The organism is Halomonas sp. 18071143, from assembly GCF_019211725.1.
GTDB classification, from domain to species: domain Bacteria; phylum Pseudomonadota; class Gammaproteobacteria; order Pseudomonadales; family Halomonadaceae; genus Vreelandella; species Vreelandella stevensii.
Window position 1 is genome coordinate 3722477 of sequence record NZ_CP078120.1, and the last position, 23786, is coordinate 3746262.

A 23786-nucleotide genomic window follows, 5' to 3' on the forward strand; every position below is an offset into this window, starting at 1 on the left:
TTGGCGATCCCTGCAGGATGGCTCGATGAGCCCTCTTTCATGTCTGTTTTCAGGAACACCATCATGTCTACCCTTCATGATAGCCCAGTCCCACGACTGAACTACCCTACTGCGCGATTCTTGATCAGCGCCCCCACGCTGGCCCTGTGCCCGGACGACACCGGCGCCGAAGTGGCATTTGCCGGGCGCTCCAATGCGGGCAAGTCTAGTGCCATCAACGCGCTGACCCAGCAGAACGCGCTGGCACGCACCTCGCGCACCCCTGGGCGCACCCAGCTGATCAACTTTTTCAGCGTGATGAACGATGAAAGTCGCCGCCTGGTCGACCTGCCCGGCTATGGCTATGCCAAAGTGCCGGAAGCGGTCAAGATCGAGTGGCAGCAGCACCTCTCCGAGTACCTGCGCGGCCGCTTCAGCCTGCGTGGCCTGGTCCTGCTCATGGACGTGCGTCACCCGCTCACCGAATTCGACCAGATGATGCTGGAGTTCGCCGACCAGCGGGGCATGCCGGTACATATTCTGCTGACCAAGGCCGACAAGCTGAAGAAAGGGCCTGCCAGCGCGGCGCTGCAGAAGGTTCGTTCACGCCTGAAAGAGTGGGAAGACCTGGTCTCGGTACAGCTCTTCTCCTCCCTCAAGCGTCAGGGCGTGGACACGCTTTCCCAGACCCTGGACCGCTGGCTGCACACGCCCGAAGAAACCGAACACTGAGCGTGCGTCAGGTGCGTCTTCAGCGGCGCTGCTCCAGCCATGCAATCAGCGTTGGCAACTCCTTCACGTGGGCAATGCGATGCACTCGGGTGGGCAGCGCCTGATCGCCACGTTCGGCCACCCAGGCCGCGTGCATGCCTAACTGCTGCGCGGGCAGCACATCCTCTTGCCACGAATCGCCCACATGCATGGCCCGGGCAGGCACGGTCGCGAGCCGTTCGAGCGCGGTCAAAAACGGCTTGGGGTCCGGCTTGGGGGCGAGCAACTCACCGGCCGCAATCGCTATGGGAAAGTGGGCGGCCAGCGGCTGGCGCTTGAGATGAATGTTGCCGTTGGTGATGGCAGCCAGCCGATAGCGCTGGGCCAGCGCGGCCAGCAAGCCATCCGCCTCCGGGTGAGGCGTGACCTGCACCCGTAGACGGTGAAACTCGTTCATCGCGGCGGCGGCCCACAGCAGCGCCGCGCTGCGCGGTAGCCCGCTGGCCTCCAGCTGCGCTTCCAGCGCCCGTAGCCGCAGCCAGGTAAAGTCGCCGCGACGCTCGGGCACTTGGCTGGCCCACTGCTGACGGCGCTGCAGGTAGTCTGCCACGCCTGTATCGTAGTCCAGTGCCAGCGGCGGTTCCTGGCGGGCCGCTCGCCAGGCCGCCAGCGCCGTCAATAACCAGCGGTAGTGGCCCTCTTCGGTGGTGAGCATGACGCCGTGGTTGTCCCACAGGGTGTCGTCCAGATCAAAGGTGATGGCATCTAACGTGACCATGTTTCGATTCTCGCCTCAACTTTCACTCTCGCGGGAACGCCGTTTGGCGCGTGGGTGGGCAGCATCGTAGCTCTCGGCCAAGTGCTGCCAGTCCAGCCGCGTGTAGACTTGGGTAGTCGATAGATTGGCATGCCCCAGCAGCTCCTGTACGGCCCGCAGGTCCTGACTGGACTCCAGCAGATGGCTGGCAAACGAGTGGCGCAGACGGTGGGGGTGAAGATGCTCTGGCAGGCCACGCAGTACCGACAGCTGGGCCAGTCGCTTTTGGATGCCGCGATGCCCTAGACGTCGCCCGCGCAGGCCGACGAACAGTGCCTGCTCTTCACTGGCAGCCAACCCGTCACGGCAGCCCAACCAGGCTTCCAGCGCCTGCCGAGCCCGGGCTCCCACCGGCACCTGGCGGGGCTTGCTGCCCTTACCCATGACCCGCACGTGGTGGCCCGCCAAGTGAGCGACATCCAGCGCAGCCAGCTCGGCCAGACGCAGCCCGCTGGAGTAAAACAGCTCCAGCATGGCCTGATCCCGCAGCGCCAGCGGCGTGCCATCATGGGGCGTATCCAGAAAGCGAGCCAACGCATCGACATCCAGCGGCCGGGGCAAGTGGCTGGGCTGCTTGGGAGTGCGCAGCAGCGCCACGGGGTTGTCCGCCCGCAGCTGGCGCTCCACCAGCGCATCGGCAAACCGGGAGAGCGCCGCCCGGCGACGCGCCAGGCTGCGGGGCGCCAGGCCACGGCTGCGCTCGGCCCCCAGGAAGGCCCGCGCCAGCGCCGTGTCCCAGCCATGGGGCTGAGTGACACCGCGCTGCCGGGCAAACTGGCAGAACGCGTTCAGATCCTGCCGATACGCAGCCACCGTCGCCGGGCTGGCATGGCTGGCCAGATGGGCCAGATAGCCCTCTATCGCCTGCGCCAGCGGAGAGTCACTCTCCATGGGGTACCGAACCCAGCGGCCCCAAGCGCAGCAACAGCCGAGCAACGATATCCCCCAGATACTCGGTAAACAGCGTATCCATGCTGGCGCGGTAGCACTCGGGGTCGGGGCTGGCGAGCAGCAGATAGCCCAGGGATTCGCCTGCGGAAAGCCGCGTAATCGCACAAGAGCCCGCCTTGCGCGGGGGCTTGGCATGGGGCAGCAGACACTTCCAGTCGCTGACGCTGAGCTTGGCGCAGCGGCTGGTGCGACCATCCAGCAACGCCGCCAGGCGGGCACCGGCGTGCTGGTCCAGCACATGCCGGGGCGCTTGCGGCGGCGCGGGCTCTGCGTCACTCAAGGAGGCCGGGCACCACAGCGCCATGGCGGGCGTCTGGAAACGCTCGCTCAATTGGGTCGCCAGCGCTTGCGCCAGGGCATCTCGGTCTTCTGCTTCCACCAGGCTGAGCAGCGTTTCGCGCAGGCGGCGGTACTGGGCCTCGTTATGGCGGGCGGTTTCCAGCAGGTGCTCCAGGCGGCCCTCCGCCGTTTCGGCCCGCTGGCGCAGGTCGATGACCAAGCGTTCGAGCAGCGACACCGCTCCCTCGATATGCGGGTGCGGGACTTTCAGCTGTTGCAGCAGCCCCTCACGACCGATGAAAAAATCGGGATGGCGGGCCAGCCAGAACGCGACCTGGTCCGGGTCCAGCGTTTTACGCGGCTCAGGGGCTTGAGACATCGCCGTTCTCCTCGAATCAGTTGAGTGATACCCGACCGTCGAACACTCGGGTAGCGGGCCCCACCATGACCAGCGAGGCTTCTGGGCCCGGCCACTCGATGCTCAGCTGGCCACCCGGCAGGGAGACTTTGACCGGGCTTTTCAGCAGCCCCTGACGAATGCCACTGGCCACCGCCGCGCAGGCCCCGGTACCGCAGGCCAGCGTTTCACCGCTGCCGCGCTCGAAGACCCGCAGACGAATCTCGTTGGGCGACACGACCTGCATGAAGCCTACGTTGACGCGCTTGGGAAAGCGGGGATGCGACTCCAGCAGCGGACCCAGCCGTTCGACGGGCGCACGCTCGACATCCTCCACCTGGAGCACGGCATGGGGGTTGCCCATGGAAACCACTCCAAGGGAGAGCGTTTCACCGTCTACCTCCACTTCGTGGAGAGGCTGGTCGCCGGTGGCTTCGAAGGGCAGCGTGGCCGGATTGAAGCGCGGCGCGCCCATGTCCACCCGCACCATGCCATCGTGCTGGACGTTGAGTACCAGCGGGCCGCCAGCGGTCTCCACGTGAATTTCGTGCTTGTGGGTCAGGCGCTGGTCACGCACGAAGCGGGCAAAGCAGCGCGCTCCGTTACCGCAGTTTTCCACCTCGCTACCGTCGGCGTTGTAGATACGATAACGAAAGTCCATGTCCGGGTCGCGCGGGGGTTCGACGATCAGCAGTTGATCAAAACCGATACCAAAGCGCCGATCCGCCAACTGGCGGATCTGCTCGTCGCGCAGGCGGGCACGCTGGGTGACCAGATCGATCACCATGAAGTCGTTGCCCAGCCCGTGCATCTTGGTGAAGTGCAGCAGCATCAGCGCGCCCCTTCCGGCAGCAGCGCTTCGCCCGCCCACAGGCTCTCCAGACTTTCCCGCGCACGCACCACGTGGTAGCGGTCACCGTCCACCATCACTTCCGGCGGGCGTGGGCGGCTGTTGTAGTTCGAGGCCATCACGAAACCGTAAGCGCCCGCAGAGCGCACCGCCAGCAGGTCGCCTTCGGCAATCGCCAGTTCCCGCTCCTTGCCCAGGAAGTCGCCGGTTTCACACACCGGGCCGACCACGTCGTAGGTGGCCGGCTCACGGGGCGTGCGGGTATCCACCGGCACGATGGCCTGCCACGCCTGATACAGCGCCGGGCGAATCAGGTCGTTCATGGCCGCATCGACGATGGCAAAGTTCTTGGTTTCACCAGGCTTCAGGAACTCCACCCGGGTGAGCATCAGGCCCGCGTTGGCCGCAATGGAGCGGCCCGGCTCGAACAGCAGCGTCAGGGTCTCGCCGCCTTCCCAGCGGGAGAGGCGCGCCAGCAGCTGGCTGGCGTAGTCGAAGGGCTGGGGCGGCTTCTCGTCGCGGTAAGGCACGCCCAGACCACCTCCCAGGTCCAGTTGGTCGATCTCGATACCCTGCTCGCGCAGGCGCTCCATCAGCAGCAGCAGGCGCTCCAGGGCATCCAGGAACGGGGCGGTTTCGGTCAGCTGTGAGCCGATGTGGCAATCCAGACCGGTCACACGCAAATGGGGCAGGCTGGCAGCCAGTTGATACACGTCCAGCGCATCATCGACGGGAATGCCGAACTTGTTGTCCTTCAAGCCGGTAGAGATGTACGGGTGGGTACCCGCATCGACATCCGGATTGACGCGCAGCGAGACCGGGGCGATTTTCCCCAGCTCACCCGCCACGGCGTTCAGGCGCTCCAGCTCCGGGCGCGACTCGACGTTGAAGCACTTGATCCCGACTTCAAGGGCCCGAGCCATCTCATGGGGCTGCTTGGCCACGCCGGAGAACACCACCCTGGCAGGGTCGCCTCCCGCCTTGAGCACCCGCTCCAGCTCACCCACGGAGACGATATCGAACCCGGCCCCCAGACGTGCCAGCAGGCCCAGTACCGCCAGGTTGGAATTGGCTTTCACCGCATAGCAGATCAGGTGCGGATGGCCGCCCAGCGCTTCGGTGTAGGCTCGGAAGTGGCGCTCCAGGGTGGCTTTGGAGTAGACGTAACAGGGCGTGCCCAGCTCGGCGGCCAGCGTCGTCAGCGGGACGTCTTCGGCATAGAGCACGCCATCGCGATAGTTAAAGTGATCCATTACCCCTCCTGCTCGGCGGCCGAATCGGATGTGTCGTCAGGCAAGTAGAGCGGCCCTTTCTGGCCGCAGCCCGCCAGCAGCAGAGCCACCAGCAGCAGCGCGCCGAAGGCAGTGGCCGCGCGCATCATGAGGCACCCTGGAGCGCTTTCAGCGCGTCACGGGCACGGTTGGCGGCTGCACGCACCTGGTCCGGCGCCGTGCCACCAATGTGATTACGCGCCGCCACCGAGCCCTCCAGTGTCAGCACCTCGAAAACGTCCTGCTCGATGATCGCGGAGAACTGCTGCAGCTCTTCCAGCGTCATTTCCGAGAGGTCTTTCTTGCTCTTCAGGCCGTAGGCCACGGAGAGGCCGACAATTTCATGAGCATCACGGAAAGCCACGCCCTTGCGTACCAGATAGTCGGCCAGGTCGGTGGCGGTCGAGAATCCACGCCGCGCCGCCTCGTACATGCTGTCTTTCTTCGGCTCGATGGCGGGCACCATGTCGGCAAAGGCTTTCAGGCAGTCGCGCACGGTATCGACGGCATCGAACAGCGGCTCCTTGTCTTCCTGGTTATCCTTGTTGTAGGCCAGCGGCTGGGACTTCATCAGCGTCAACAGCGCCATCAGGTGGCCATACACGCGGCCTGTCTTGCCACGCACCAGCTCGGGCACGTCGGGGTTTTTCTTCTGCGGCATGATCGAGGAGCCGGTGCAGAAGCGGTCAGGCAGGTCGATGAAATTGAACTGCGCGCTGGTCCACAGCACCAGCTCTTCGCTCATGCGCGAGAGGTGCATCAGCAGGATACTGGCGAAGCTGGTGAATTCGATGGCAAAGTCGCGATCCGACACGGCATCCAGCGAGTTTTCCGATGGGCGCTCGAAGCCCAGCAGCTCGGCGGTCACGTGGCGGTCGATGGGGTAGGTGGTGCCCGCCAGCGCTGCCGAACCCAACGGCATCACGTTGACCCGCTTGCGGCAATCCAGCAGGCGCTCGTGATCGCGGGCCAGCATTTCCTGCCAGGCCAGCAGGTGGTGGCCGAAAGTGACCGGCTGTGCCGTCTGCAGGTGGGTAAAGCCAGGCATGATGGTATCGGCTTCCCGCTCGGCCAGCGTGATCATGCCATCGCGCAGCCTTGTCAGTTCGGCCTCGATCACATCGATTTCATCACGCATGAACAGGCGAATATCGGTGGCCACCTGGTCGTTGCGCGAACGGCCGGTGTGCAGTTTCTTACCAGTGATGCCGATCTTGTCGGTCAGCCGCGCTTCGATGTTCATGTGCACGTCTTCCAACGGCACCGACCACTGGAACTCGCCGCGCTCGATCTCGCCCTGAATCTCGGTCAGGCCATTGATGATGGCGTCACGCTCGTCCTCGGTGAGCACGCCCACCCGCGCCAGCATGGTAGCGTGGGCAATCGAGCCCTGGATATCCTGGCGCGCCAAGCGCTGGTCGAAATTCACAGACGCAGTGAAGCGTGCGACAAAGGCATCGGTAGGCTCGCTGAAGCGGCCGCCCCAGGACTGATTCGTAGCTTGGCTCATCGGTGATATATCCTGCTGACAAAACTAAAGGAGTCGTTACCGGAAAGTGTACCAGAGTCACCCCGCCGAGCGGCATGCCGTTTTATCACTCTGCTCAGTGTGCTCGGCAGCCCTCACCTTCACGGCCGTTCAGCAAGGGCGCCCAGGAAGCCAAGCGGCGTACGCAAGAAGTCTTTCAGCGCCACCAGGCTCATCGGGCGGGCGAAGTAGTAGCCCTGAAAATGGTCGCACTGGAGCTGGCGGAGGTAGGCAAACTGTTCGGCCGTTTCCACCCCCTCGACCAGCACTTCAAGGCCGAGCTTGTCGGCCATGGTCACCACCCCCTCGACGATAGCGGCGTCGCGGGTATCGTTGGCCACATCACGTATGAAGGAGTGATCCACCTTCAGCTTGTTGATCGGCAAGCGCTTGAGGTAACTGAGGCTGGAGAACCCGGTACCAAAGTCATCCAGCGCAATGTGTACGCCCAGCCGCCGAATGGCGCTCAATGCCTGGATGGTGGTTTCGGCGCTATCCATCAACACCCCTTCGGTCAGTTCCACCTCCAGCAACCCCGGCGGCAAGCCACTGTCGGCCAGCACCTGCTCTAGCGAATTGAGAAACCCCGGGCGCTGAAACTGCATCGGCGAGACGTTGATGGCCACGGTAATGGGAGTGTCGCTCAGTGCGTTTAGCTCAAGCGCATCACGGCACGCAGTGGCCAGCACCCACTCGCTGATCGGGATGATCTGCCCGGTATCCTCGGCCAGGCTGATGAACTGGGTAGGCGGGATATTGCCCCGCACCGGGTGATGCCAGCGAATCAACGCCTCGACCCCAGCCACTCGCCCACGGTGATCGATTTGCGGCTGGTAGTGGAGCTCGAACTGGCGCTGCTCGATGGCTTGCTGCAGTGCATGACGCAGATTGACGCGCTCGGTCACCTTGCGGTTCAGTTCGTCGGTGTACCACTGGAAGGTGTTGCGCCCCCGCCGCTTCGCCTTGTACATGGCGAGGTCGGCTTGCTGAATGAGCTGGCGCGGCTCCTTGATGGTGCCGTCGTCGGTGGCAATGCCAATGCTGGCGGTCATGCGCAGCTCGCTGCCGCGATACCAATAAGGTGCCGACACCCGGGCAAGAAGCCGCTCGACCACCTGCAACACATCGTGCTCATGGGCGAGGTCCGGCAACAGCACGTTGAATTCGTCGCCGCCAAAGCGCGCCACGGTATCCCAGGGCCGCAGCTCTCCCTCCAGCCGCTTGGCCACTTCCAACAGCATGAAGTCGCCCACTTCGTGACCCAGAGTGTCGTTGATGGGCTTGAAATCATCGAGGTCGATAAACAGTACGGCCAAATAACGGTGATAACGCTTGGCCAGCAGGCACCCCTGGGCCAGCCGCTGATCCAGCAGCAGCCGGTTGGGCAGCCCTGTCAACGCATCATGGTTGGCGTTATGACTCAGCTGGGCCTGATACTCGCGCTGGGCGGTAATGTCGTTTTGAGCGCCGATGAAATGGGTCACCACGCCGTCATCGTCACGCACGGGGGAAATGTACAGATCGTTCCAGAACGACGCGCCATTGCGGCGATAGTTGCGGATCACCACGTGCACGTCCCGCTGCTCCTGGATGCCCTTGCGTAACAGTGCCAGCGTTGCCGAATCCGTCTCTTCGCCCTGCAGGAAGCGACAGTTACGCCCCAGCGCCGCGTCACGAGAGTACCCGGTGATACGTTCGAAAGCGCTATTCACGTAGACCATCGGCAGGTCCGGCTGCTGCGCATCGACGATCACCACACCGTTGGTGCTGGACTCCACGCTGCGCTCCAGCAGGGTCAACTGGCGTTCGGTAGCCTTGCGCTGGGTAATGTCCTGGCTAGAGCCCTGAACCTGAATGATCTGCCCCTGCTCATCGCGCACGGCTCGGCCAATGGCACGCACCCAGCGCCGCTGCCCTTGGCGGGTGATGACTTCATACTCGCCGTCGAAGCTGACACCCTCCGCCGCACAGGCCTGAAAATCGCGCTTGAGCCGCTCACGGGATGTCGGCGCGTAGAATGCAAACGCCTCGTCCGTGGAAGGTTGAAACCCGGCGGGCATGCCGTGGATATGGCACAGCTCATCGGACCACACCGGCACATTATTGACCGTATCGACATACCAGCCACCGATATGAGCGGTTTCACCGGCAATCCTGAACAACCGTTGATTACGTCTTAGCTGCTTCTCTACCGCCTTGCGCTGGGTAATATCCCGAGCAATGACGTAGATCACCTGATCGCCGGTAGAGGCGGTGACTTCGATCCACACCCGGCGCCCATCGGCGGTCAGTGCACACACCGAAAAGGCGTCGAGCTTGTCGCCACGACACAGCCGCGCCAGGGCCTCCTCGATGGCCGGATGGTCGCGGGGTTCCACCACGACGCTGCAGGGCTTGCCCAGTAGCGCCGATGCCTCATAACCCAGCAAGGTCTCGAAGCGTGGGTTGACGCTGAGCAGCTTGCCCGCAAAGTCGATGCAGCAGAACAAGTCTTGGGAAAGCAGGAAGAACTGGTCTAACTTGCCTTGCGGTTCATCAACGGACATGGGCATTCCAGGCAGGGTTGGGCGCATCTCGTGCGAGTCTTGAATGTACCGGTTATTTTTACTATGTGGCCGGGTGCTTTATGATGAGAATTATCACAGTTCGACGCGCCGTGTCAGCGGCAAAGGGAGTTTAACGTGTTACCCATCACGAAATTGCGCATCGCCACGCGAAAAAGCCAGTTGGCCATGTGGCAAGCCGAGTATGTTCGCGACCGTCTGATGGCGGCCCACGATGGTCTGGAGGTCGAGCTTGTTCCGCTGTCCACCAAAGGCGACAAGATCCTCGACACGCCGCTTTCCAAAATCGGCGGTAAAGGATTATTCGTCAAGGAGCTCGAAGACGCCATGCTGGATGGCCGCGCCGATATCGCCGTGCACTCCATGAAGGACGTGCCGATGCACTTCCCTGAAGGGCTGGGGCTGTCGGTCATTCTGGAAGGCGCCGACCCAACCGATGCGTTTGTCTCGAACCACTACGCCAGCGTCGAGGAACTGCCGGAAGGCGCTCGCATTGGTACCGCCAGCCTGCGCCGGGGCCTGCAACTTCGTGAAGCGCGCCCAGACCTGCAGATTCTCAACCTGCGCGGCAACGTACAAACTCGTCTGGCCAAGCTGGACGACGGCGAGTTCGAAGCCATCATCCTGGCAACCTCAGGCCTGCAGCGCCTGGGGCTGGACGCCCGGATCGCCCAGGCGCTTCCACCGGAAGTATGTTTGCCTGCCTGCGGCCAAGGGGCGCTGGGCATCGAATGCCGCCTGCACGATCCCGACCTGATTGCACTGCTGGCCCCGCTGGATGACCCGGACACCGCCACCCGTGTGCGCGCCGAGCGCGCCATGAATACCCGCCTGGAAGGCGGCTGCCAGGTGCCCATCGCAGGCCACGCCGTACTGGACAAAGCCAATGACACGCTCTGGCTGCGCGGCCTGGTGGGCAACCCGGAAGGCACCGAGGTACTGCGTGCCGAAGGCCGAGGCTCCATTCACGAACCGGAAGCACTGGGCATTCGCATCGCCGAAGAGCTGCTGGATCAGGGGGCTGGCGACATCCTGGCCGAGGTCTACGGCAGCAACGTATGACGCTACCGGTGCTGATTTGTCGCCCCGGTGAACGCGGCGACGCCTTGGCCTACGCGCTAGGCAAGCAGGGGTGGGAGGTTGCACCTCTGGACGTCATGCGCCTGGAAGCACTGGCGGAAGATGCGACGCAGCGTCAAATCTGGCTGGATATCGATCAGTACCATAAGATAGTAGTCGTCAGTCCCTTTGCCGCTTACTGTTTGAGTGAAGCGCTGGATCGCTACTGGCCGCAGTTGCCAATCGGCATCGATTATTACAGCGTGGGCCGCAGTACTGCCAGTGCACTGCATGACCAGCTTGGCGTACGAGTGCGTGTTCCCCCGCCCCAGTGGGGAGAAGACACCAGCGAAGCACTCCTGCCGCTGGCCTCGCTGGCCCGCCTGGACCATCAGCGGGTGCTGCTGGTCGCTGGAGAAGGGGGACGCACCCTGCTCGCGGATACGCTGACCGAGCGGGGCGCCTGCGTCACTCGGCTGGCCGTTTATCGGCGCATATACCAGCCGCCCTCGGCGGCCATGCAGCAGTGTCTGGCAAACGGCCATTACCGAGCGTTAATCGTCACCAGCGGCGAACTACTTGAATATCTGGCAAAATGGTGCGGTCCAGCTGCGTTGAACCAACCGCTAATCGTTTCCAGTCGCCGTTTAGCTACACTGGCCGGTAGACTGGGTTTTTGTGACCTCAAGGTGGCGTCGGGAGCAACGCCGGCTGCGCTGGTGGCCGCGTTGGATCGGTCCTGCAACCCCTAGGGTGCCGATGTCGATCAAGGAACTTAATAAGGGCTAGCGACAGATGAGCAAACAACCAACTGATCAGGAAGGCGTCAACCAGGCGTCTACCGATGCATCCAAGGGCAGCACCCCTGCTGGTGACGCCACCGCGCCCCGAGACTCGGGCACCCACGGCTCTTCGTCTTATGCCGCCAAGAACAGCCGTTCACGGCGGCGGCATAAAAACACCAGCAATACGGCAGCGACCCCTGCGGCAACCGCAGCGGCCGACACCCCGAAAGAGAGCGTCACAGATACCAAACCCACCGCCAAACCGGCAGATGAAAAGCCTGCAAAGCACAGCAGGCCTGCTCCAGCAGGCGGCGGCGCGAAGCCCACGCCACCACCCTCCAACAACGGTGGCGGAAACGGCAAGAGTGGCGGCATTGCCATTGCGCTGGTGGTTATCCTGGCACTCGCCCTGGGTATCGTTGCCTGGCAAGGCTGGCAGCGCCTGGATAGCCAGCAGCAGCGCATCGACGAGCTGGCCCAACAGACCCAGAACAGCGCCACACAAGCCTCGGTCAGCGACCTGGAAGCACGTTTAGAGTCCGGTGAGGCCGAGCGCAGTCAGGCGCTGGAAAGCACCATGAGCGAACTGCGCAGCGAGCTGGACAGCTACCGCAGCGACGTCAACAGCACTTTGGATGAGGTGCTGGCCCAACTGTCACAAGAGCAGGAAACCGACGAACGCGACTGGCTACACGCCGAAGCCGCCTACCTGCTGCGTCTGGCGAACCAGCGTCTGCAGCTCGAAGGCGATGTGGATGGTGCCGCGGCCCTGCTGCGCACTGCCGACGCTCGCCTGGTCGATGCCGACAACCCGGCACTCACCTCGGTGCGCCGAGAAATCGCCAGCGAGCTGGCCGCTCTGGATGCCGTGCCCCGTGTCGACCGTACCGGTATCTACCTGGCGCTCAACGCGCAGCAGGAGCGCATTGCAGGCCTGCGGCTCTCCCAAGAGATCGAAGAGCGCGCCGTAACATCAGGAATCGAGCAGCCGCCGACCGGCACTTTCCAGCGCCAGCTGGCCCGCTTCGGTGAAGAGCTGAAAGACCTCGTGGTCATTCGTCATCACGATGAAGCCCTCGAAACGCTGATCACACCGGAACAAGAGTCCTATCTGCGTCAAAGCCTGCGTCTGGTGCTGGAGCAGTCGCAGCTGGCCCTGCTGCAAGAAGAGCAGGAACTGTATGAAGCCAGCCTCGACAAGGCGCTGGAACTGCTGAATGGCTACTACGCCACCGAGCGCGAAGAAACCCAGAGCGTCATCGCGCGTCTGCAGGAGCTCAAGCAGGTTCAGGTCAAGCCCGAGCTGCCGGACATCAGTGCTTCCCAGCAGGCACTGGCCAGCTTCATCGAAAACCGCTTCGAGTCGCGCCGCCAGGGCGGAGGTGATGCATGAGAAAACTTATCCTGCTGATCATTGCAGGCCTGGCGGTTGGCGCACTGCTCGGGCACCTGATGATGTCAGTGCCCGGCTACTGGCTGATTCGAGTGGGCGACACCTCGGTCCAGACGTCGTTCTGGTTCGGTCTGGTACTGCTGCTGGCGGCCTTCATCGTGCTGCACTTCATGCTGCGCCTGCTGACCGGTATCATTCGTCCCGTGGGGCGCTTTCGCACCTGGAATAGCCGCGCCCGCAACCGCCGCGCCATGAAGCGCACCGTACATGGGCTGGTGGCGCTCACCGAAGGCCGCTGGAAAAAAGCCGAGAAGACCTTGGTGCGTGCTGCCGATGACTCCAGTACCCCGCTGGTGAACTACCTGGCAGCCGCCCTGGCAGCCCACTATCAGGGCTACCACGAGAAATCTCAGGAGCACTTGAATCAGGCGCAACTCACCACCGACGGCGCCGACACCGCCATTGGCCTGATGCAGGCCCAGCTGATGATCGACCGCCAACAGCCCGAAGAAGCGCTGGCGATCCTCAACCGACTGGACAAGCAGCTCTCCAACCATCCTCAAGTGCTGAAACTGCTCAAGCAGGTGCATTTGAGCGTCAACGACTGGGAAGGGCTGCGTCGCCTCATTCCACGGCTGGCCGCGCAGAAGCTGATTACCCAGCAAGAGCGCGAGCAGCTGGAGTACAAGGCCTACCGGGAGCTGATTCTGTTCGAAGCCAAGAACCCGTCCAATATCGAGCGTGTGCGCGGGCTATGGGCCGACATGCCCGACTATCTGCGGGCCAATACCGAGCTGATCGTGCTCTACACCGAAGCCCTGCTGCAATCCAACGAAGAACCGATTGCCGAGCGGCTGCTCAATCACTCCCTGGACCATCACTGGGATGCGCGCCTGGTCAAGCGCTATGGCCTGCTGAACGTCGACGCCGCGCGCCAGCTGGCCAAGGCACAGAAATGGCTGCAAGAGCGCCCCAACGACCCGGAACTGCTGCTGGCCTGCGGCCGCCTGTCACTGCGGGTTGGCCAGTGGGAAAAGGCGCTGGAGTATTTCGAGGCCAGCCAGCGCCAGCGCCCGAACGGTGAGGTTTGTGCCGAGCTTGCACGCCTGTATGCCAGCCTGGGCGAGCACAACAAGAGCCAGCTCTACTACCGACACAGCGTGGACATGCTGGCCAAGTCGCTGCCTTCACTGCCACAGCCCAGCGATGCCAGTGACAACACGCAAAGCGATAAGAAAGCGGCGAAAAAGACGGCATAACCGCCTTCTGTAACGCAAAAAGGGTGCCCACGAGCACCCTTTTTTAATAACGCTTCGCTACACGCTCTCGGCAGGCTTCTCTGGGGCCGCCGCCTGTAGCTCAGACGTACAGTGACCACAGCGAATGGCCTTGATTGGCACCACCATAAAACAGTAAGGGCAGGGCTTTTCGGTCGGGTCTGCCGGTGCCACCGCCTCTTCGCGCTTTAAGCGGTTGATGGTACGCACCAGCAAAAACACCACGAACGCGACGATGGAGAAGCTCACCACCGCGTTGATAAACAGCCCCACGTTCAGCGTCACCGCCCCTGCCGCTTGAGCTTCTGCCAAGGTGGCATAGGGCGCTCCCGCCACGCCTTCCCGCAATACGACGAACAGATTCGAAAAATCGATCCCACCCACCAACAGGCCAATCAGCGGATTCATCACGTCTTTGACAAGGCTTTGCACAATCAGCGTAAATGCCCCGCCAATAATGATACCCACCGCCATATCAATCACGTTGCCCTTAAACAGCAAACTCGCGGAATTCCCGAAAAAATTTAGCCATACCCCACCTATCCTTACCAAGCCAATGAAACGCCAAGGGCTAAGTTGCCCTGAGAGAAGAATGGGCCAAGGTTAAAAGGGCGGCAAGAGCTAACGATACAAGGGAGTTATATTATTGATGGGAGGCAGCCATCACTGCCTCTAACGCCGCTTTATATCCCTGCACGCCTAAGCCCGCAATCACGCCGTCTGCCCGTAGCGAGACATAGGAGTGGTGGCGAAACGACTCGCGCTTATGCACGTTAGAGAGATGTACTTCGATGACCTTGCCGTCAAAGGCGTTCAACGCATCGAGAATCGCTACCGAGGTATGAGTATAGGCCGCCGGATTGATAATGATGGCCTGCGTGCCATCTACCCTCGCTGCGTGAATGGCGTCGATGAGCGCACCTTCATGGTTACTTTGCAGGCAGGTGATCTCCCAGCCTGCCATTACCGCTTTTTCGCGCAGCAGGTTATTCACGTCGTCTAACGTTTCGTACCCGTATATTTCGGGCTGGCGAGTGCCCAGCAAATTTAGATTAGGGCCATGAAGCACCACTACTTTTCCCTGACTCATTCTCTTTTCCACCCAGCACGTTGGCGTATGAATTAACGATACTGCCTGTTCTATCACTTAACCCGCGCACTGCGCCAGCGCCCGTTCAAGCGAGGCGTGCTGGCGCTGGGTAAAAAGCCGCTACTGCTCGGCGTAGACACCGCTTTCTAGCTCTAAATGCGCAGCCCAGGAAACGATATCAGACATGCCTAACGTGGCGGCACCTATACGGGGGCTCATATCCGGCAGCTCGTGGGCGATGCCTTTGTGGCAATCGATACAGGTCGACTCACCCGAAGCAAGGCTGGTGGAGTGGGCACGGGCGGCACGCGTGCTTTGCAGGGTAAAATCCATCGAGTCAAATTCGTGGCAGTTACGGCACTCTAGCGAGTCATTGGCCTGTAGCCGCGACCATTCACGTTCGGCAAGCTGGCGGCGCTTTGCCTCAAACTGCTCTTCGGTGCGAATAGAGCCAAACACCCAGCCCCATACTTCTTTAGAGGCCTCCATTTTGCGCGCCACTTTATGCGTCCAGCTGTGGGGAACGTGGCAATCTGAGCAGGTCGCCCGCACTCCAGAACGGTTGGAGTAGTGAATGGTGGTTTTGAGCTCCTGCATCGGGTTGCGCTCCATTTCATGGCAGGAGGTGCAAAACTGCTCGGTGTTGGTTACTTCCATGGCCGTGTTAAAACCGCCCCAGAAGATAATGCCGGCGATAAAACCGCCTAGGGTTAAAAACCCTAGGCTGTAGTGAACACTCGGGCGGCTTAAAATACGCCAGTAGCGGGTGAAAAAGCGTTTCATTGCCCACCCTCCTGGCGCTCACGTAGCGCCTCGGTCATTACCTCTTCCACGGACTGAAAGCGATTGGGAACCAGCGGTTTGGCATCGGTTTTAGGCACGTGGCACTGGGTGCAGAAGTAACGGTCCGGCGATACGGCGGCCAACACCTGCTTATGGCGATCCATAAAGTGGGTAATGCTCACCATAGGCGCGCCCGCGCTGACGGCCTGTTCACGGCTATGGCAGTTTAAGCACTGGTTAACGCGCATATCGACTTGATAATCGCGAATTGAGTGCGGAATCACCGGCGGTTGCTCTGGGTAATTGCGCACTTCACGGCCGCTATCACGCGGCTCGCCGGCGATAGGCGCTGCGGGCTGGGTCTGGCTAATGGTGCCACCAGGGCGTAAGCCATCCGGAGCCGAGGCATCGCGTGTTTCATCTGCACTGACCGTGCTTCCCAGCAAAGCCATGAATAAACAGAGAGGAAAAAGCCATTTCATGATTGTTCTCCTTAGTCTGTTTACGCCAGATTGACGAGATCAAGGCGCACCGCGCACTTCTTGAAATCGGTCTGTTTGGAAATGGGATCAGTTGCATCCAGCGTGACCTTATTGATCAAGTAGGAGGCATCAAAAAAGGGCACGTACACCAAGCCGCGGGGCGGCTTAACCCGCCCTCGGGTTTCTACCCGCAGGTTCACATCGCCACGCCGGCTGGCCACTTTAACCTCGCTTCCCCGCCGGAACCCTTCGGCTCGGGCATCTTCTGGGTGCATATACAACAGCGCGGCAGGCACTGCCCGGTGCAGCTCTGGCACGCGGCGGGTCATGGAGCCGGTGTGCCAATGCTCCAACACGCGCCCGGTGCAGAGCCAATAAGGGAAGTCGGCGTCAGGTGCCTCGGGGGGTGGCTCGGCCGGTACGGCGAAAATTAACGCGCGATTGTCGGGCTTACCGTAGAACTGCCAGCCGCTGCCTGGTTCTACATAGGGGTCAAGCCCCTCTCGGTAGCGCCATAGGGTTTCCTGGCCACCCACCACCGGCCAGCGCTTGCCACGGCTGGCGTGGTACGCATCAAAGTTATCCAAATCCTTGCCTTTGCCGCGGCCAAAGCGAGCGTACTCTTCAAACAACCCTTTTTGGATATAGAAGCCGAAATCGTCTGCCTCGGCGTTGGCGTAGCCCTCTTCCATGTCGGAGGTGGGGAACTGGTCAACCTGGCCATTGGCGAACAGTAAATCAAACAGGGTTTTGTCGCGCATCTCTGAGGCGGCTGCCAACAACTCCTCGGGCCATACGTCAGCCACGCGGATGCGCTGGGAAAGCGCCACGGTCTGCCATAAGTCTGAACGCGCTTCGCCAGGGGCATTGACCAGCTGATGGAAAAACTGGGTGCGCCGCTCGGAGTTACCAAAAGCCCCTTCTTTTTCCACCCAGGACGCTGCAGGCAAAATCAAATCCGCCGACTGGGCTGAAACGGTGGGGTAGATGTCGGAGACCACCACAAAGGCTTCAGGGTTACGCCAGCCGGGCAGAATTTCCTGCATGACGTTGGCACCCGCCTGCATATTATTCGTCACCTGGGTCCAGTAAACCTTGATGTCACCGTCTTTAAGGCGGCGGCTTTGGGCCACTGCATCAAAGCCCACCCATGAAGGAATGGTGCCTTCGGGCAGCTTCCAGATTTTCTCCGCATCGCGGCGATGGTCAGGATTAGTAACCACGCGGTCGGCGGGCAGGCGGTGGGCGAAGGTACCCACTTCCCGCGCCGTGCCGCAGGCAGAAGGCTGCCCGGTGAGCGAGAAAGGACTGTTACCCGGCTCGGAAATTTTGCCGGTCAGCAGGTGGAGGTTATAAATCAGGTTATTAACCCACACCCCGCGGGTATGCTGATTAACCCCCATGGTCCAGAAGGTCATCACCTTTTTATCGGGGTCGGCATACAGTTCTGCCAGCGCCTCAAGATGGTTTTCAGAGACGCCGGATTCCCGCGCTGCCCGCTCTAAGGTGTAGGGCGCGACATAGTCCGCGAACGCTTCAAAGCTCATGTCCGTCCAGCTGTTGGCATCATCGGCGTTCTCCGCTGCCTGTTGCAGCGGGTGCTCGTCGCGCAGGCCGTAGCCGATGTCATCAGCACCCCGGGCAAAGTTGACATGCTTATCAACAAATGACTGGTTTACCCGGCCGGTCTGAATAATATGGTTGGCGATGTAGTTAAGGATCACGATATCCGCATGAGGCGACATGACCATGGGTATATCGGCCAACTCAAAGCTGCGATGCTCGAAGGTCGACAGCACGGCGACCTTTGTGTCTGGGAAGGAAAGCCGCCGGTCGGTAACGCGGGTCCAGAGCACCGGGTGCATTTCGGCCATGTTAGAGCCCCACAGCACAAAGGCATCCGCGTGTTCGATATCGTCATACACGCCCATGGGCTCATCCGAGCCGAAAGTGCGCATAAAACCATACACCGCTGAGGCCATACAGTGGCGGGCGTTGGGGTCGATATTGTTCGAGCGCAGCCCGGCTTTAAATAGCTTGCTGGCCGCGTAGCCTTCCCAGATCGTCCACTGGCCAGAGCCAAACAGCGCGACGCTCTCTGGGCCATGTTCACGAATGGCGCTGGTGATTTTTTCCGCCATAAGGTCGAGCGCTTCATCCCAGGAGACCGGCTCGAAATCGCCATCTTTCGCGTATTGGCCGTTTCGCTTACGCAGCAGCGGCTGGGTTAAGCGATCCTCTCCGTAAAGAATTTTGGAAAGAAAGTAGCCTTTAACGCAGTTAAGTCCCCGGTTAACTTCGGACTGGTTGTCGCCGTGGGTCGCCACGATTTGGCCTTCATAGGTGCCTACCATGACGCTGCAGCCGGTGCCGCAAAAGCGGCACGGGGCTTTATCCCACTGCAGGCGGTTCATATCCGCATGGGTAATGAGATTGCTGGCACCTGCGGGAATCGACATCCCTGCCGTGGCAGCAGCCACCGCCGCGGCATTCGCCTTTACAAATTCTCGGCGTGTTAGTTTCATTGTTCCCCCTCCTGTACGTGCGGCTCATCTGCAGCCTGGGCATCGACAACTTCGTGATAAACAAACGCAGCGTCAATAACGCCAGGCTGCTCGCGTACGTGATCCATTAAAGCCAATAGCTGTTGTTCGTCGGTATGTTCAGCGACCACCACAAGCTTTCCGGCCGCGTCTTCGCCCCTTACTTCCCCAACGGTATTTTGGGTAATCCACGCCGTCGTCTGTGTCAGCGCGTCGGGCCGCACATGAACGATAAAGCTAATAATGTGCAGCAGTTGATCAGACATAAGCGGTATCTTTTTCTTTTGTTAATAGTGAAATCGCCTGATTAGGGCAGGCGGAGTAGCAGGCACCGCAGCCGGTGCAGCTTTCTAGATGAATATCGGGTTGCGGCGGCCGGCCACCGGGTTTCAGCGGAAAGCGGATTGCGCTCCATTCACAGGCGTCCTGGCAGCTTTGGCAATGAATGCCGGCCAGTGCCAAGCAGTGCGGCTGCACTTCGGCGTGCCAAGGAAAGGCTTCGCTAATGCTATCGGCTGGCTGTATCGCCTGTAGCTCGCATACCGTGGCGCAATCACCACACAGCGAGCAGCCCTCTTGGGCAAAGCTAAGTTCAGGGTAGCCACCGCCACCGCGGCTCAAAATGCCTTCCGGGCACGCATCAATACAGGCGTTGCAGCCGGTGCACAGGTCGAGAAAGGAAGCTCTGCTCCAGGGCGGCCGACGCACATCATCACGCCCTGACAAGCGGCGAAAAAGATTGCGCCGATTATTATTGTTATCCGTGCGCGTCATGAGCATTCCTGCGTTAAAAGAATGTTAACCACTTTATTTAGCAGCGGTTAACACCTTTAAAGTGATCAGATAGAAGCTTGTGACACTGCTATAGCGGCGGGCCAGGGGGGCCTGCAAACATTTGATACATCCACACCAAAAAGCCATAGCCCCCCACCACCGCTACGGCCAAAATGGGAAAGAGCAACACGACAATAAACAGAAAAAGCCCTCGTTCTTGACGCTTGAGGGGCGCTTCCTCTTCTATTATTGGATGAGATTTTTTTGACATAGATAACTCCACAGGGGAAGAACACACCGCTGTAGATGTGTATTAAAATAGTTATATTTAGAGCGTAGCAACTAAGCCCTGATTTGTCACTTGATCTAGATCAATTTTTCCAAGTTCGTCACTATATCGTTTGGTACTAGGACTTAATACCCACGAAGGCCTTCCTTATGCAGATTCACCCCTCATGACGCTTCCGCTTTATGTTGGCCTGCCCATGTGGGCCAATCAGGATTGGCAAGGCAGCCTCTATCCTCGCCAGGCCAAAACCGAGCTGCTCAGCGACTATGCGGCGGTGTTTTCCAGCGTCGAGGGCAACACGACGTTTTACAGTGGCACGCCCAAATCGGAGGTCATCGACGCCTGGGCGCGCCAGGCGCCGCCGCATTTTCGCTTCTGCTTCAAGCTGCCAGGCCACATTACCCACGACCAGCGCCTGACCCAGCCTGGGGATGCCTGGGCGTTTCTGGACGCGCTGACGCCCCTGCACGACCGGCTAGGCCCTACCATGGTGCAGCTACCCAGAGATTTTGGCCCCGCCGAGCTCCCCCGGTTGGAAGCCCTGCTCGCCCAGTGGCCAGCGCATTTGCCCTGTGCGGTAGAGGTTCGCCACCCTGTTTTTTTCCACAAGGGTGACGCAGAGAGGGCCTTGAACCGCCTGTTGATAACTTATTCGGTCAACCGAGTCATGCTGGATGTGCGCCCGGTATTCTCTACGCCGCACGAGGGGCACGCTGGACTGGCCCACGCCCAGCAGGAGAAGCCGAAACTCCCGCTACACGTGCTTTCCACTGGTCAGCAGCCCATCATTCGCTTCATTGGACATATTGACAAAGCGATCAACACACGCTACTTCACGCCCTGGATAGAGCAGCTCAGCCTGTGGATAAAACAGGGGAAAACCCCTTTTTTATTTGTGCATACCGCAGACAACCGTGAGTCTCCCCAAATGGCTCGCCACCTCTATCGCCTGGTGCAGGCCAGGGCTGCTTTGGCGGACTTGGCACCTTTCGCCGATGAAAAGCAGAGCCAGCTGTTTTAAGCCGCCTTTTTAGGCTGGCTCACTGGCAAGCCTACCCTTGATCGGATAAATTGCGCGTTCTTTCGGAAAAGCACGCTGGCAATCTCTTTTTTCCGAACATCGGCGCAATCTGCCGATATCGACCCATTACAATTGAACTGAAACAGGTGATTTATGGCAAAACTTGCGCATGCACAGTGGTCATCTCGTATGGGCTTTGTGCTGGCCGCGGCGGGCTCCGCCGTTGGCCTGGGCAATATCTGGCGCTTCTCGTACATGGTGGGCGACAGCGGTGGCGCCGCTTTCGTTCTGGTCTATTTGGCCTGTGTGGCACTGGTCGGCCTGCCCATTCTGGTCGCCGAGTGGATGATTGGCCGTCGCGGTCAGAAGAACCCCATCAATACCATGGCCGAACTGGCCGCCAATCATGGCCGCTCGAAAGCGTGGGCACTGGTCGGCGTCAGCGGCGTCCTGGCTGCCTTTCTGATTCTCTCGTTCTACAGCGTCATCGGCGGCTGGTCGTTGAACTATACGCTGGGTTCGGTGCTCGGCAGCTTCAATGACCAGGACGCTGACAGCATTGGCGCCATCTTCAGCGGCATGTTGGGCAGCCCTACCGCCCTGCTGCTGTGGCATACGGCCTTCATGGTGTTGGTCGTTGGGATCGTGGCACGCGGGGTCACCAAAGGCCTGGAAAGCGCTGCTCGCACCCTGATGCCTGCCCTGGTGGTCCTGATGCTGGTGCTGGTGGGTTACGGCATGACCAGCGGCTACTTTGGTGAGGCCCTGAGCTTCATGTTCAGCCCCGATTGGGATGCGCTGGATGGCGGTGTCGTACTGGCGGCCATGGGCCAGGCGTTCTTCACGCTGTCGCTGGGCATGGGGATCATGATGGCCTACGGCTCGTACCTGGGCGAAGACGTCAACCTGATCAGCACCGCGCGAACGGTCATCCTGCTGGATACCGCCATCGCCCTGCTTGCGGGCCTGGCCATCTTCCCCATCGTCTTTGCCAACGGCCTGAGTGCTGGCGAAGGCCCCGGCCTGATCTTTGTCACCCTGCCCCTGGCGTTTGGCAACATGACCGGCGGCACCATTCTGGGCCTGATGTTCTTCCTGCTGCTGACCTTTGCCGCCCTGACGTCGGCCATTTCACTGCTGGAACCGGTGGTGGAAACTCTGGAAGAGCGCACGTCGATGCCACGCATCGTGGCCACATTGGTGAGCGGAGTGGCGGTATGGGCACTGGGTGTCGCGGCGCTGCTGTCGTTCAACGTATGGGCAGACGTGCTGTTCTTTGGGCTGAACATCTTCGACCTGCTGGATACCTTCACCAGCAAGATCCTGCTGCCATTGACCGGCTTGGGCGCGATCGTATTCTTCGCCTTCTGCCTGGATAAAGAAGAAGCGCGCAAGGAACTGAGGCTGGATGTCTACGACTACAGCCTGTGGAACCTGCTGGCCAAATACGTCGCCCCCATCGGGGTCACGGTGGTTTTCCTGGCAGGCCTGTTCTAACTCGCCGCTGGGTCGGCAAGCTTACCCAATAGAGAGGGCGTTACCGTGGCGTAACGCTTTCTCGCCTTCCTTCACCAGCCTCTTCTTCGGCTGGCTAGTGCAGTTCGCTCTCTTGCGGGTCGTCATCGTCTGGCAAGGGAGCGATATCCCGTGACAGCTTCTGGAATTCCCGGTGCAGCTCGATGCCCCGACGCGCTCTCAGGCTACGTTGGGCGGCGCTGCGCCGACGTTGGGCATGCTCATCGACCTCCATACTCATGAATATGTCGAGCAATTCGCTTTTTACCGAGGTCATTCGTTCGACGTTTCTCATAATCGACGCTCCTCCAGGTGAGTTGCCTACGTCCACCTGCATCCGTGACGACTGATTTTTAAATGATGCAGTGCGGCACGTCACTTCTTACTATAACCTACTTGACAAAATGATGACGATTCTTGAAGAAATGGGTTAACGCCTTTTAAACGGCAGTACTCTCATGAAGGACGCTGCCCCCGATGCAACACTCAGGCATACTGTGGCCTATTCATGGCCGCACAAGCACGATCAAGAATTTAAGGAGCTGAACGTGAGCCGCGCCCTGTTCGATGAAATGAGACGCCGCATGGAGCATTTCCGTCGCTCCGAACAAAAGGTCGCGCGGTTCGTGCTGCGCAACCCCGATGAAGTCATTCACATGCGCATCGTGGACCTGGCCACCGAAGCAAAGGTGAGCGAGCCCACGGTGGTGCGCTTCTGCCGTGCGCTGGGCTGCAACGGCTTTCAGGATTTCAAGCTGCAGCTGGCCCAGATGCTGGCCAGCGGAAGCCAGTTCGCGCAGTTCTCGATGAACGACAGCGACTCGGTGGCCGAATTCTCCCACAGCATTTTCGACTCCACCGTGGGCACGCTGCTGTCGGTGCGCGACCGGCTCGATAACGATGCGCTGGGCAAGGCCGTCAATGCACTGGCCATGGCCAATCGCGTCGAGTTCTACGGCTTTGGCGCCTCCGGCGCGGTGGCCTTCGATGCCCAGCACAAGTTTTTCCGCCTGCAGATCTCGACCTCTGCCTACGCCGACCCGCACATGCAGAACATGTCGGCGGTGACCCTGCAGGAGGGCGACGTGGTGGTCGCCATCTCGCAGACAGGCCGTACCCGGGCGCTAGTAGCCAGCGTTCGCCTGGCCCGCGAAGCAGGCGCTACCGTGATCGGCCTGTGCCCCAGCGAATCGCCGCTGGCCCAGGAGGTCAGCCTGCCGCTGTTTATCGACGTGCACGAAGACACCGAGATCTACACCCCGCTCAGCTCGCGTATTGCCCACCTGGTGCTGATCGATGTGCTGGCGGTGGGTGTGGCCAAGACCCGGGGCCCCAAGCTGGCCGAGCAGCTGAAAGCGGTGAAGAAGAGCCTGACCACGCTGCGTTACCCGGAAGAGTCCTGAGCAACGGTTCTGAGAAAGAGCCCTG

The 23786-nt window shown here is 60.8% G+C and carries 25 protein-coding genes; 8 read left to right on the forward strand and 17 right to left on the reverse strand.

The features are described 5' to 3' along the window. The first annotated feature begins 63 nt into the window (after positions 1 to 63). On the forward strand, positions 64 to 711 hold the full coding sequence (gene yihA / locus KVY02_RS17475) for a ribosome biogenesis GTP-binding protein YihA/YsxC (protein ID WP_016915456.1): 648 nt from the start codon (positions 64 to 66) through the stop codon (positions 709 to 711). Between the two features lie 19 nt (positions 712 to 730). Here the strand turns inward: yihA and KVY02_RS17480 are convergent, their stop codons facing one another. From KVY02_RS17480 to KVY02_RS17515, 8 genes are all read right to left on the reverse strand, one after another. Continuing rightward, on the reverse strand, positions 731 to 1468 hold the full coding sequence (locus tag KVY02_RS17480) for an HAD family hydrolase (protein WP_016915457.1): 738 nt from the start codon (positions 1466 to 1468) through the stop codon (positions 731 to 733). A 15-nt stretch (positions 1469 to 1483) separates the two neighbouring features. After that, positions 1484 to 2398 carry a tyrosine recombinase XerC gene (locus KVY02_RS17485; RefSeq protein WP_218314037.1) on the reverse strand — a complete coding sequence of 305 codons (915 nt, stop codon included), beginning with the start codon at positions 2396 to 2398 and terminating at the stop codon, positions 1484 to 1486. Further along, complete coding sequence (locus KVY02_RS17490; RefSeq protein ID WP_016915459.1) at positions 2388 to 3116, reverse strand: DUF484 family protein; 729 nt, start codon at positions 3114 to 3116, stop codon at positions 2388 to 2390. Before KVY02_RS17490 ends, KVY02_RS17485 begins: the two co-directional genes overlap by 11 nt. A 16-nt stretch (positions 3117 to 3132) precedes the next feature. Continuing rightward, positions 3133 to 3966: a diaminopimelate epimerase gene (gene dapF / locus KVY02_RS17495; RefSeq protein WP_016915460.1), complete on the reverse strand. Its 834-nt coding sequence runs from the start codon at positions 3964 to 3966 to the stop codon at positions 3133 to 3135. Continuing rightward, positions 3966 to 5237, reverse strand: a complete 1272-nt coding sequence (gene lysA / locus KVY02_RS17500; RefSeq protein WP_081138593.1) for a diaminopimelate decarboxylase — start codon at positions 5235 to 5237, stop codon at positions 3966 to 3968. Before lysA ends, dapF begins: the two co-directional genes overlap by 1 nt. Next, positions 5237 to 5362, reverse strand: coding sequence for an LPS translocon maturation chaperone LptM (locus KVY02_RS17505; protein WP_081194929.1), 126 nt, complete (start codon positions 5360 to 5362; stop codon positions 5237 to 5239). Before KVY02_RS17505 ends, lysA begins: the two co-directional genes overlap by 1 nt. Then, positions 5362 to 6765, reverse strand: a complete 1404-nt coding sequence (argH, locus tag KVY02_RS17510; RefSeq protein WP_100731582.1) for an argininosuccinate lyase — start codon at positions 6763 to 6765, stop codon at positions 5362 to 5364. Before argH ends, KVY02_RS17505 begins: the two co-directional genes overlap by 1 nt. A gap of 119 nt (positions 6766 to 6884) precedes the next feature. Beyond that, on the reverse strand, positions 6885 to 9329 hold the full coding sequence (locus KVY02_RS17515; protein ID WP_218314038.1) for a GGDEF and EAL domain-containing protein: 2445 nt from the start codon (positions 9327 to 9329) through the stop codon (positions 6885 to 6887). Positions 9330 to 9464: 135 nt separating this feature from the next. On the opposite strand from KVY02_RS17515, the gene hemC reads away from it, so the two are divergent. From hemC to KVY02_RS17535, 4 genes are read left to right on the forward strand one after another with little or no spacing between them, the layout of a single operon-like run. Beyond that, the gene (gene hemC, locus KVY02_RS17520) at positions 9465 to 10409 is read left to right on the forward strand and encodes a hydroxymethylbilane synthase (RefSeq protein WP_016915465.1); all 945 of its coding nucleotides are present in this window, start codon (positions 9465 to 9467) and stop codon (positions 10407 to 10409) included. Next, positions 10406 to 11158: a uroporphyrinogen-III synthase gene (locus KVY02_RS17525; protein ID WP_218314039.1), complete on the forward strand. Its 753-nt coding sequence runs from the start codon at positions 10406 to 10408 to the stop codon at positions 11156 to 11158. The genes hemC and KVY02_RS17525 overlap by 4 nt, the downstream gene beginning before the upstream one ends. A gap of 43 nt (positions 11159 to 11201) precedes the next feature. Then, positions 11202 to 12584, forward strand: coding sequence for a uroporphyrinogen-III C-methyltransferase (locus KVY02_RS17530; RefSeq protein ID WP_081138580.1), 1383 nt, complete (start codon positions 11202 to 11204; stop codon positions 12582 to 12584). After that, the gene (locus KVY02_RS17535) at positions 12581 to 13843 is read left to right on the forward strand and encodes a heme biosynthesis HemY N-terminal domain-containing protein (protein ID WP_081138578.1); all 1263 of its coding nucleotides are present in this window, start codon (positions 12581 to 12583) and stop codon (positions 13841 to 13843) included. The genes KVY02_RS17530 and KVY02_RS17535 overlap by 4 nt, the downstream gene beginning before the upstream one ends. Positions 13844 to 13900: 57 nt before the next feature. Here the strand turns inward: KVY02_RS17535 and mscL are convergent, their stop codons facing one another. From mscL to napE, 8 genes are all read right to left on the reverse strand, one after another. Beyond that, positions 13901 to 14335 carry a large conductance mechanosensitive channel protein MscL gene (mscL, locus tag KVY02_RS17540; protein ID WP_308429518.1) on the reverse strand — a complete coding sequence of 145 codons (435 nt, stop codon included), beginning with the start codon at positions 14333 to 14335 and terminating at the stop codon, positions 13901 to 13903. A 169-nt stretch (positions 14336 to 14504) separates the two neighbouring features. Next, positions 14505 to 14951, reverse strand: a complete 447-nt coding sequence (aroQ, locus tag KVY02_RS17545; protein ID WP_218314040.1) for a type II 3-dehydroquinate dehydratase — start codon at positions 14949 to 14951, stop codon at positions 14505 to 14507. 120 nt (positions 14952 to 15071) lie between these two features. After that, complete coding sequence (locus KVY02_RS17550) at positions 15072 to 15734, reverse strand: NapC/NirT family cytochrome c (protein WP_218314041.1); 663 nt, start codon at positions 15732 to 15734, stop codon at positions 15072 to 15074. Next, a complete protein-coding gene (locus tag KVY02_RS17555; protein WP_218314042.1) occupies positions 15731 to 16216 on the reverse strand; it encodes a nitrate reductase cytochrome c-type subunit in 486 nt (161 codons plus the stop codon). The genes KVY02_RS17550 and KVY02_RS17555 overlap by 4 nt, the downstream gene beginning before the upstream one ends. A 20-nt stretch (positions 16217 to 16236) precedes the next feature. Continuing rightward, positions 16237 to 18741, reverse strand: coding sequence for a nitrate reductase catalytic subunit NapA (gene napA / locus KVY02_RS17560; protein WP_218314043.1), 2505 nt, complete (start codon positions 18739 to 18741; stop codon positions 16237 to 16239). Beyond that, on the reverse strand, positions 18738 to 19025 hold the full coding sequence (locus KVY02_RS17565; protein ID WP_096921795.1) for a chaperone NapD: 288 nt from the start codon (positions 19023 to 19025) through the stop codon (positions 18738 to 18740). The genes napA and KVY02_RS17565 overlap by 4 nt, the downstream gene beginning before the upstream one ends. Beyond that, entirely contained in the window at positions 19018 to 19533 is a 516-nt protein-coding gene (napF, locus tag KVY02_RS17570; protein ID WP_218314044.1) for a ferredoxin-type protein NapF, read from the reverse strand. The genes KVY02_RS17565 and napF overlap by 8 nt, the downstream gene beginning before the upstream one ends. Positions 19534 to 19621: 88 nt before the next feature. Next, the gene (gene napE / locus KVY02_RS17575) at positions 19622 to 19804 is read right to left on the reverse strand and encodes a periplasmic nitrate reductase, NapE protein (protein ID WP_058577687.1); all 183 of its coding nucleotides are present in this window, start codon (positions 19802 to 19804) and stop codon (positions 19622 to 19624) included. Between the two features lie 184 nt (positions 19805 to 19988). Here napE and KVY02_RS17580 point away from each other — a divergent pair, with 184 nt between their 5' ends. Beyond that, positions 19989 to 20843 carry a DUF72 domain-containing protein gene (locus KVY02_RS17580; RefSeq protein ID WP_218314045.1) on the forward strand — a complete coding sequence of 285 codons (855 nt, stop codon included), beginning with the start codon at positions 19989 to 19991 and terminating at the stop codon, positions 20841 to 20843. Positions 20844 to 20996: 153 nt separating this feature from the next. After that, a complete protein-coding gene (locus KVY02_RS17585) occupies positions 20997 to 22340 on the forward strand; it encodes a sodium-dependent transporter (protein WP_026001899.1) in 1344 nt (447 codons plus the stop codon). Positions 22341 to 22434: 94 nt separating this feature from the next. Here KVY02_RS17585 and KVY02_RS17590 read toward each other — a convergent pair whose 3' ends face one another. Continuing rightward, positions 22435 to 22653 carry a PA3496 family putative envelope integrity protein gene (locus KVY02_RS17590; RefSeq protein WP_016915471.1) on the reverse strand — a complete coding sequence of 73 codons (219 nt, stop codon included), beginning with the start codon at positions 22651 to 22653 and terminating at the stop codon, positions 22435 to 22437. 253 nt (positions 22654 to 22906) lie between these two features. Here KVY02_RS17590 and hexR point away from each other — a divergent pair, with 253 nt between their 5' ends. Further along, positions 22907 to 23761 (forward strand): transcriptional regulator HexR, encoded by an 855-nt coding sequence (gene hexR, locus KVY02_RS17595; protein WP_016915472.1) that lies wholly within the window; start codon positions 22907 to 22909, stop codon positions 23759 to 23761. The last annotated feature ends 25 nt before the right edge of the window (positions 23762 to 23786 follow it).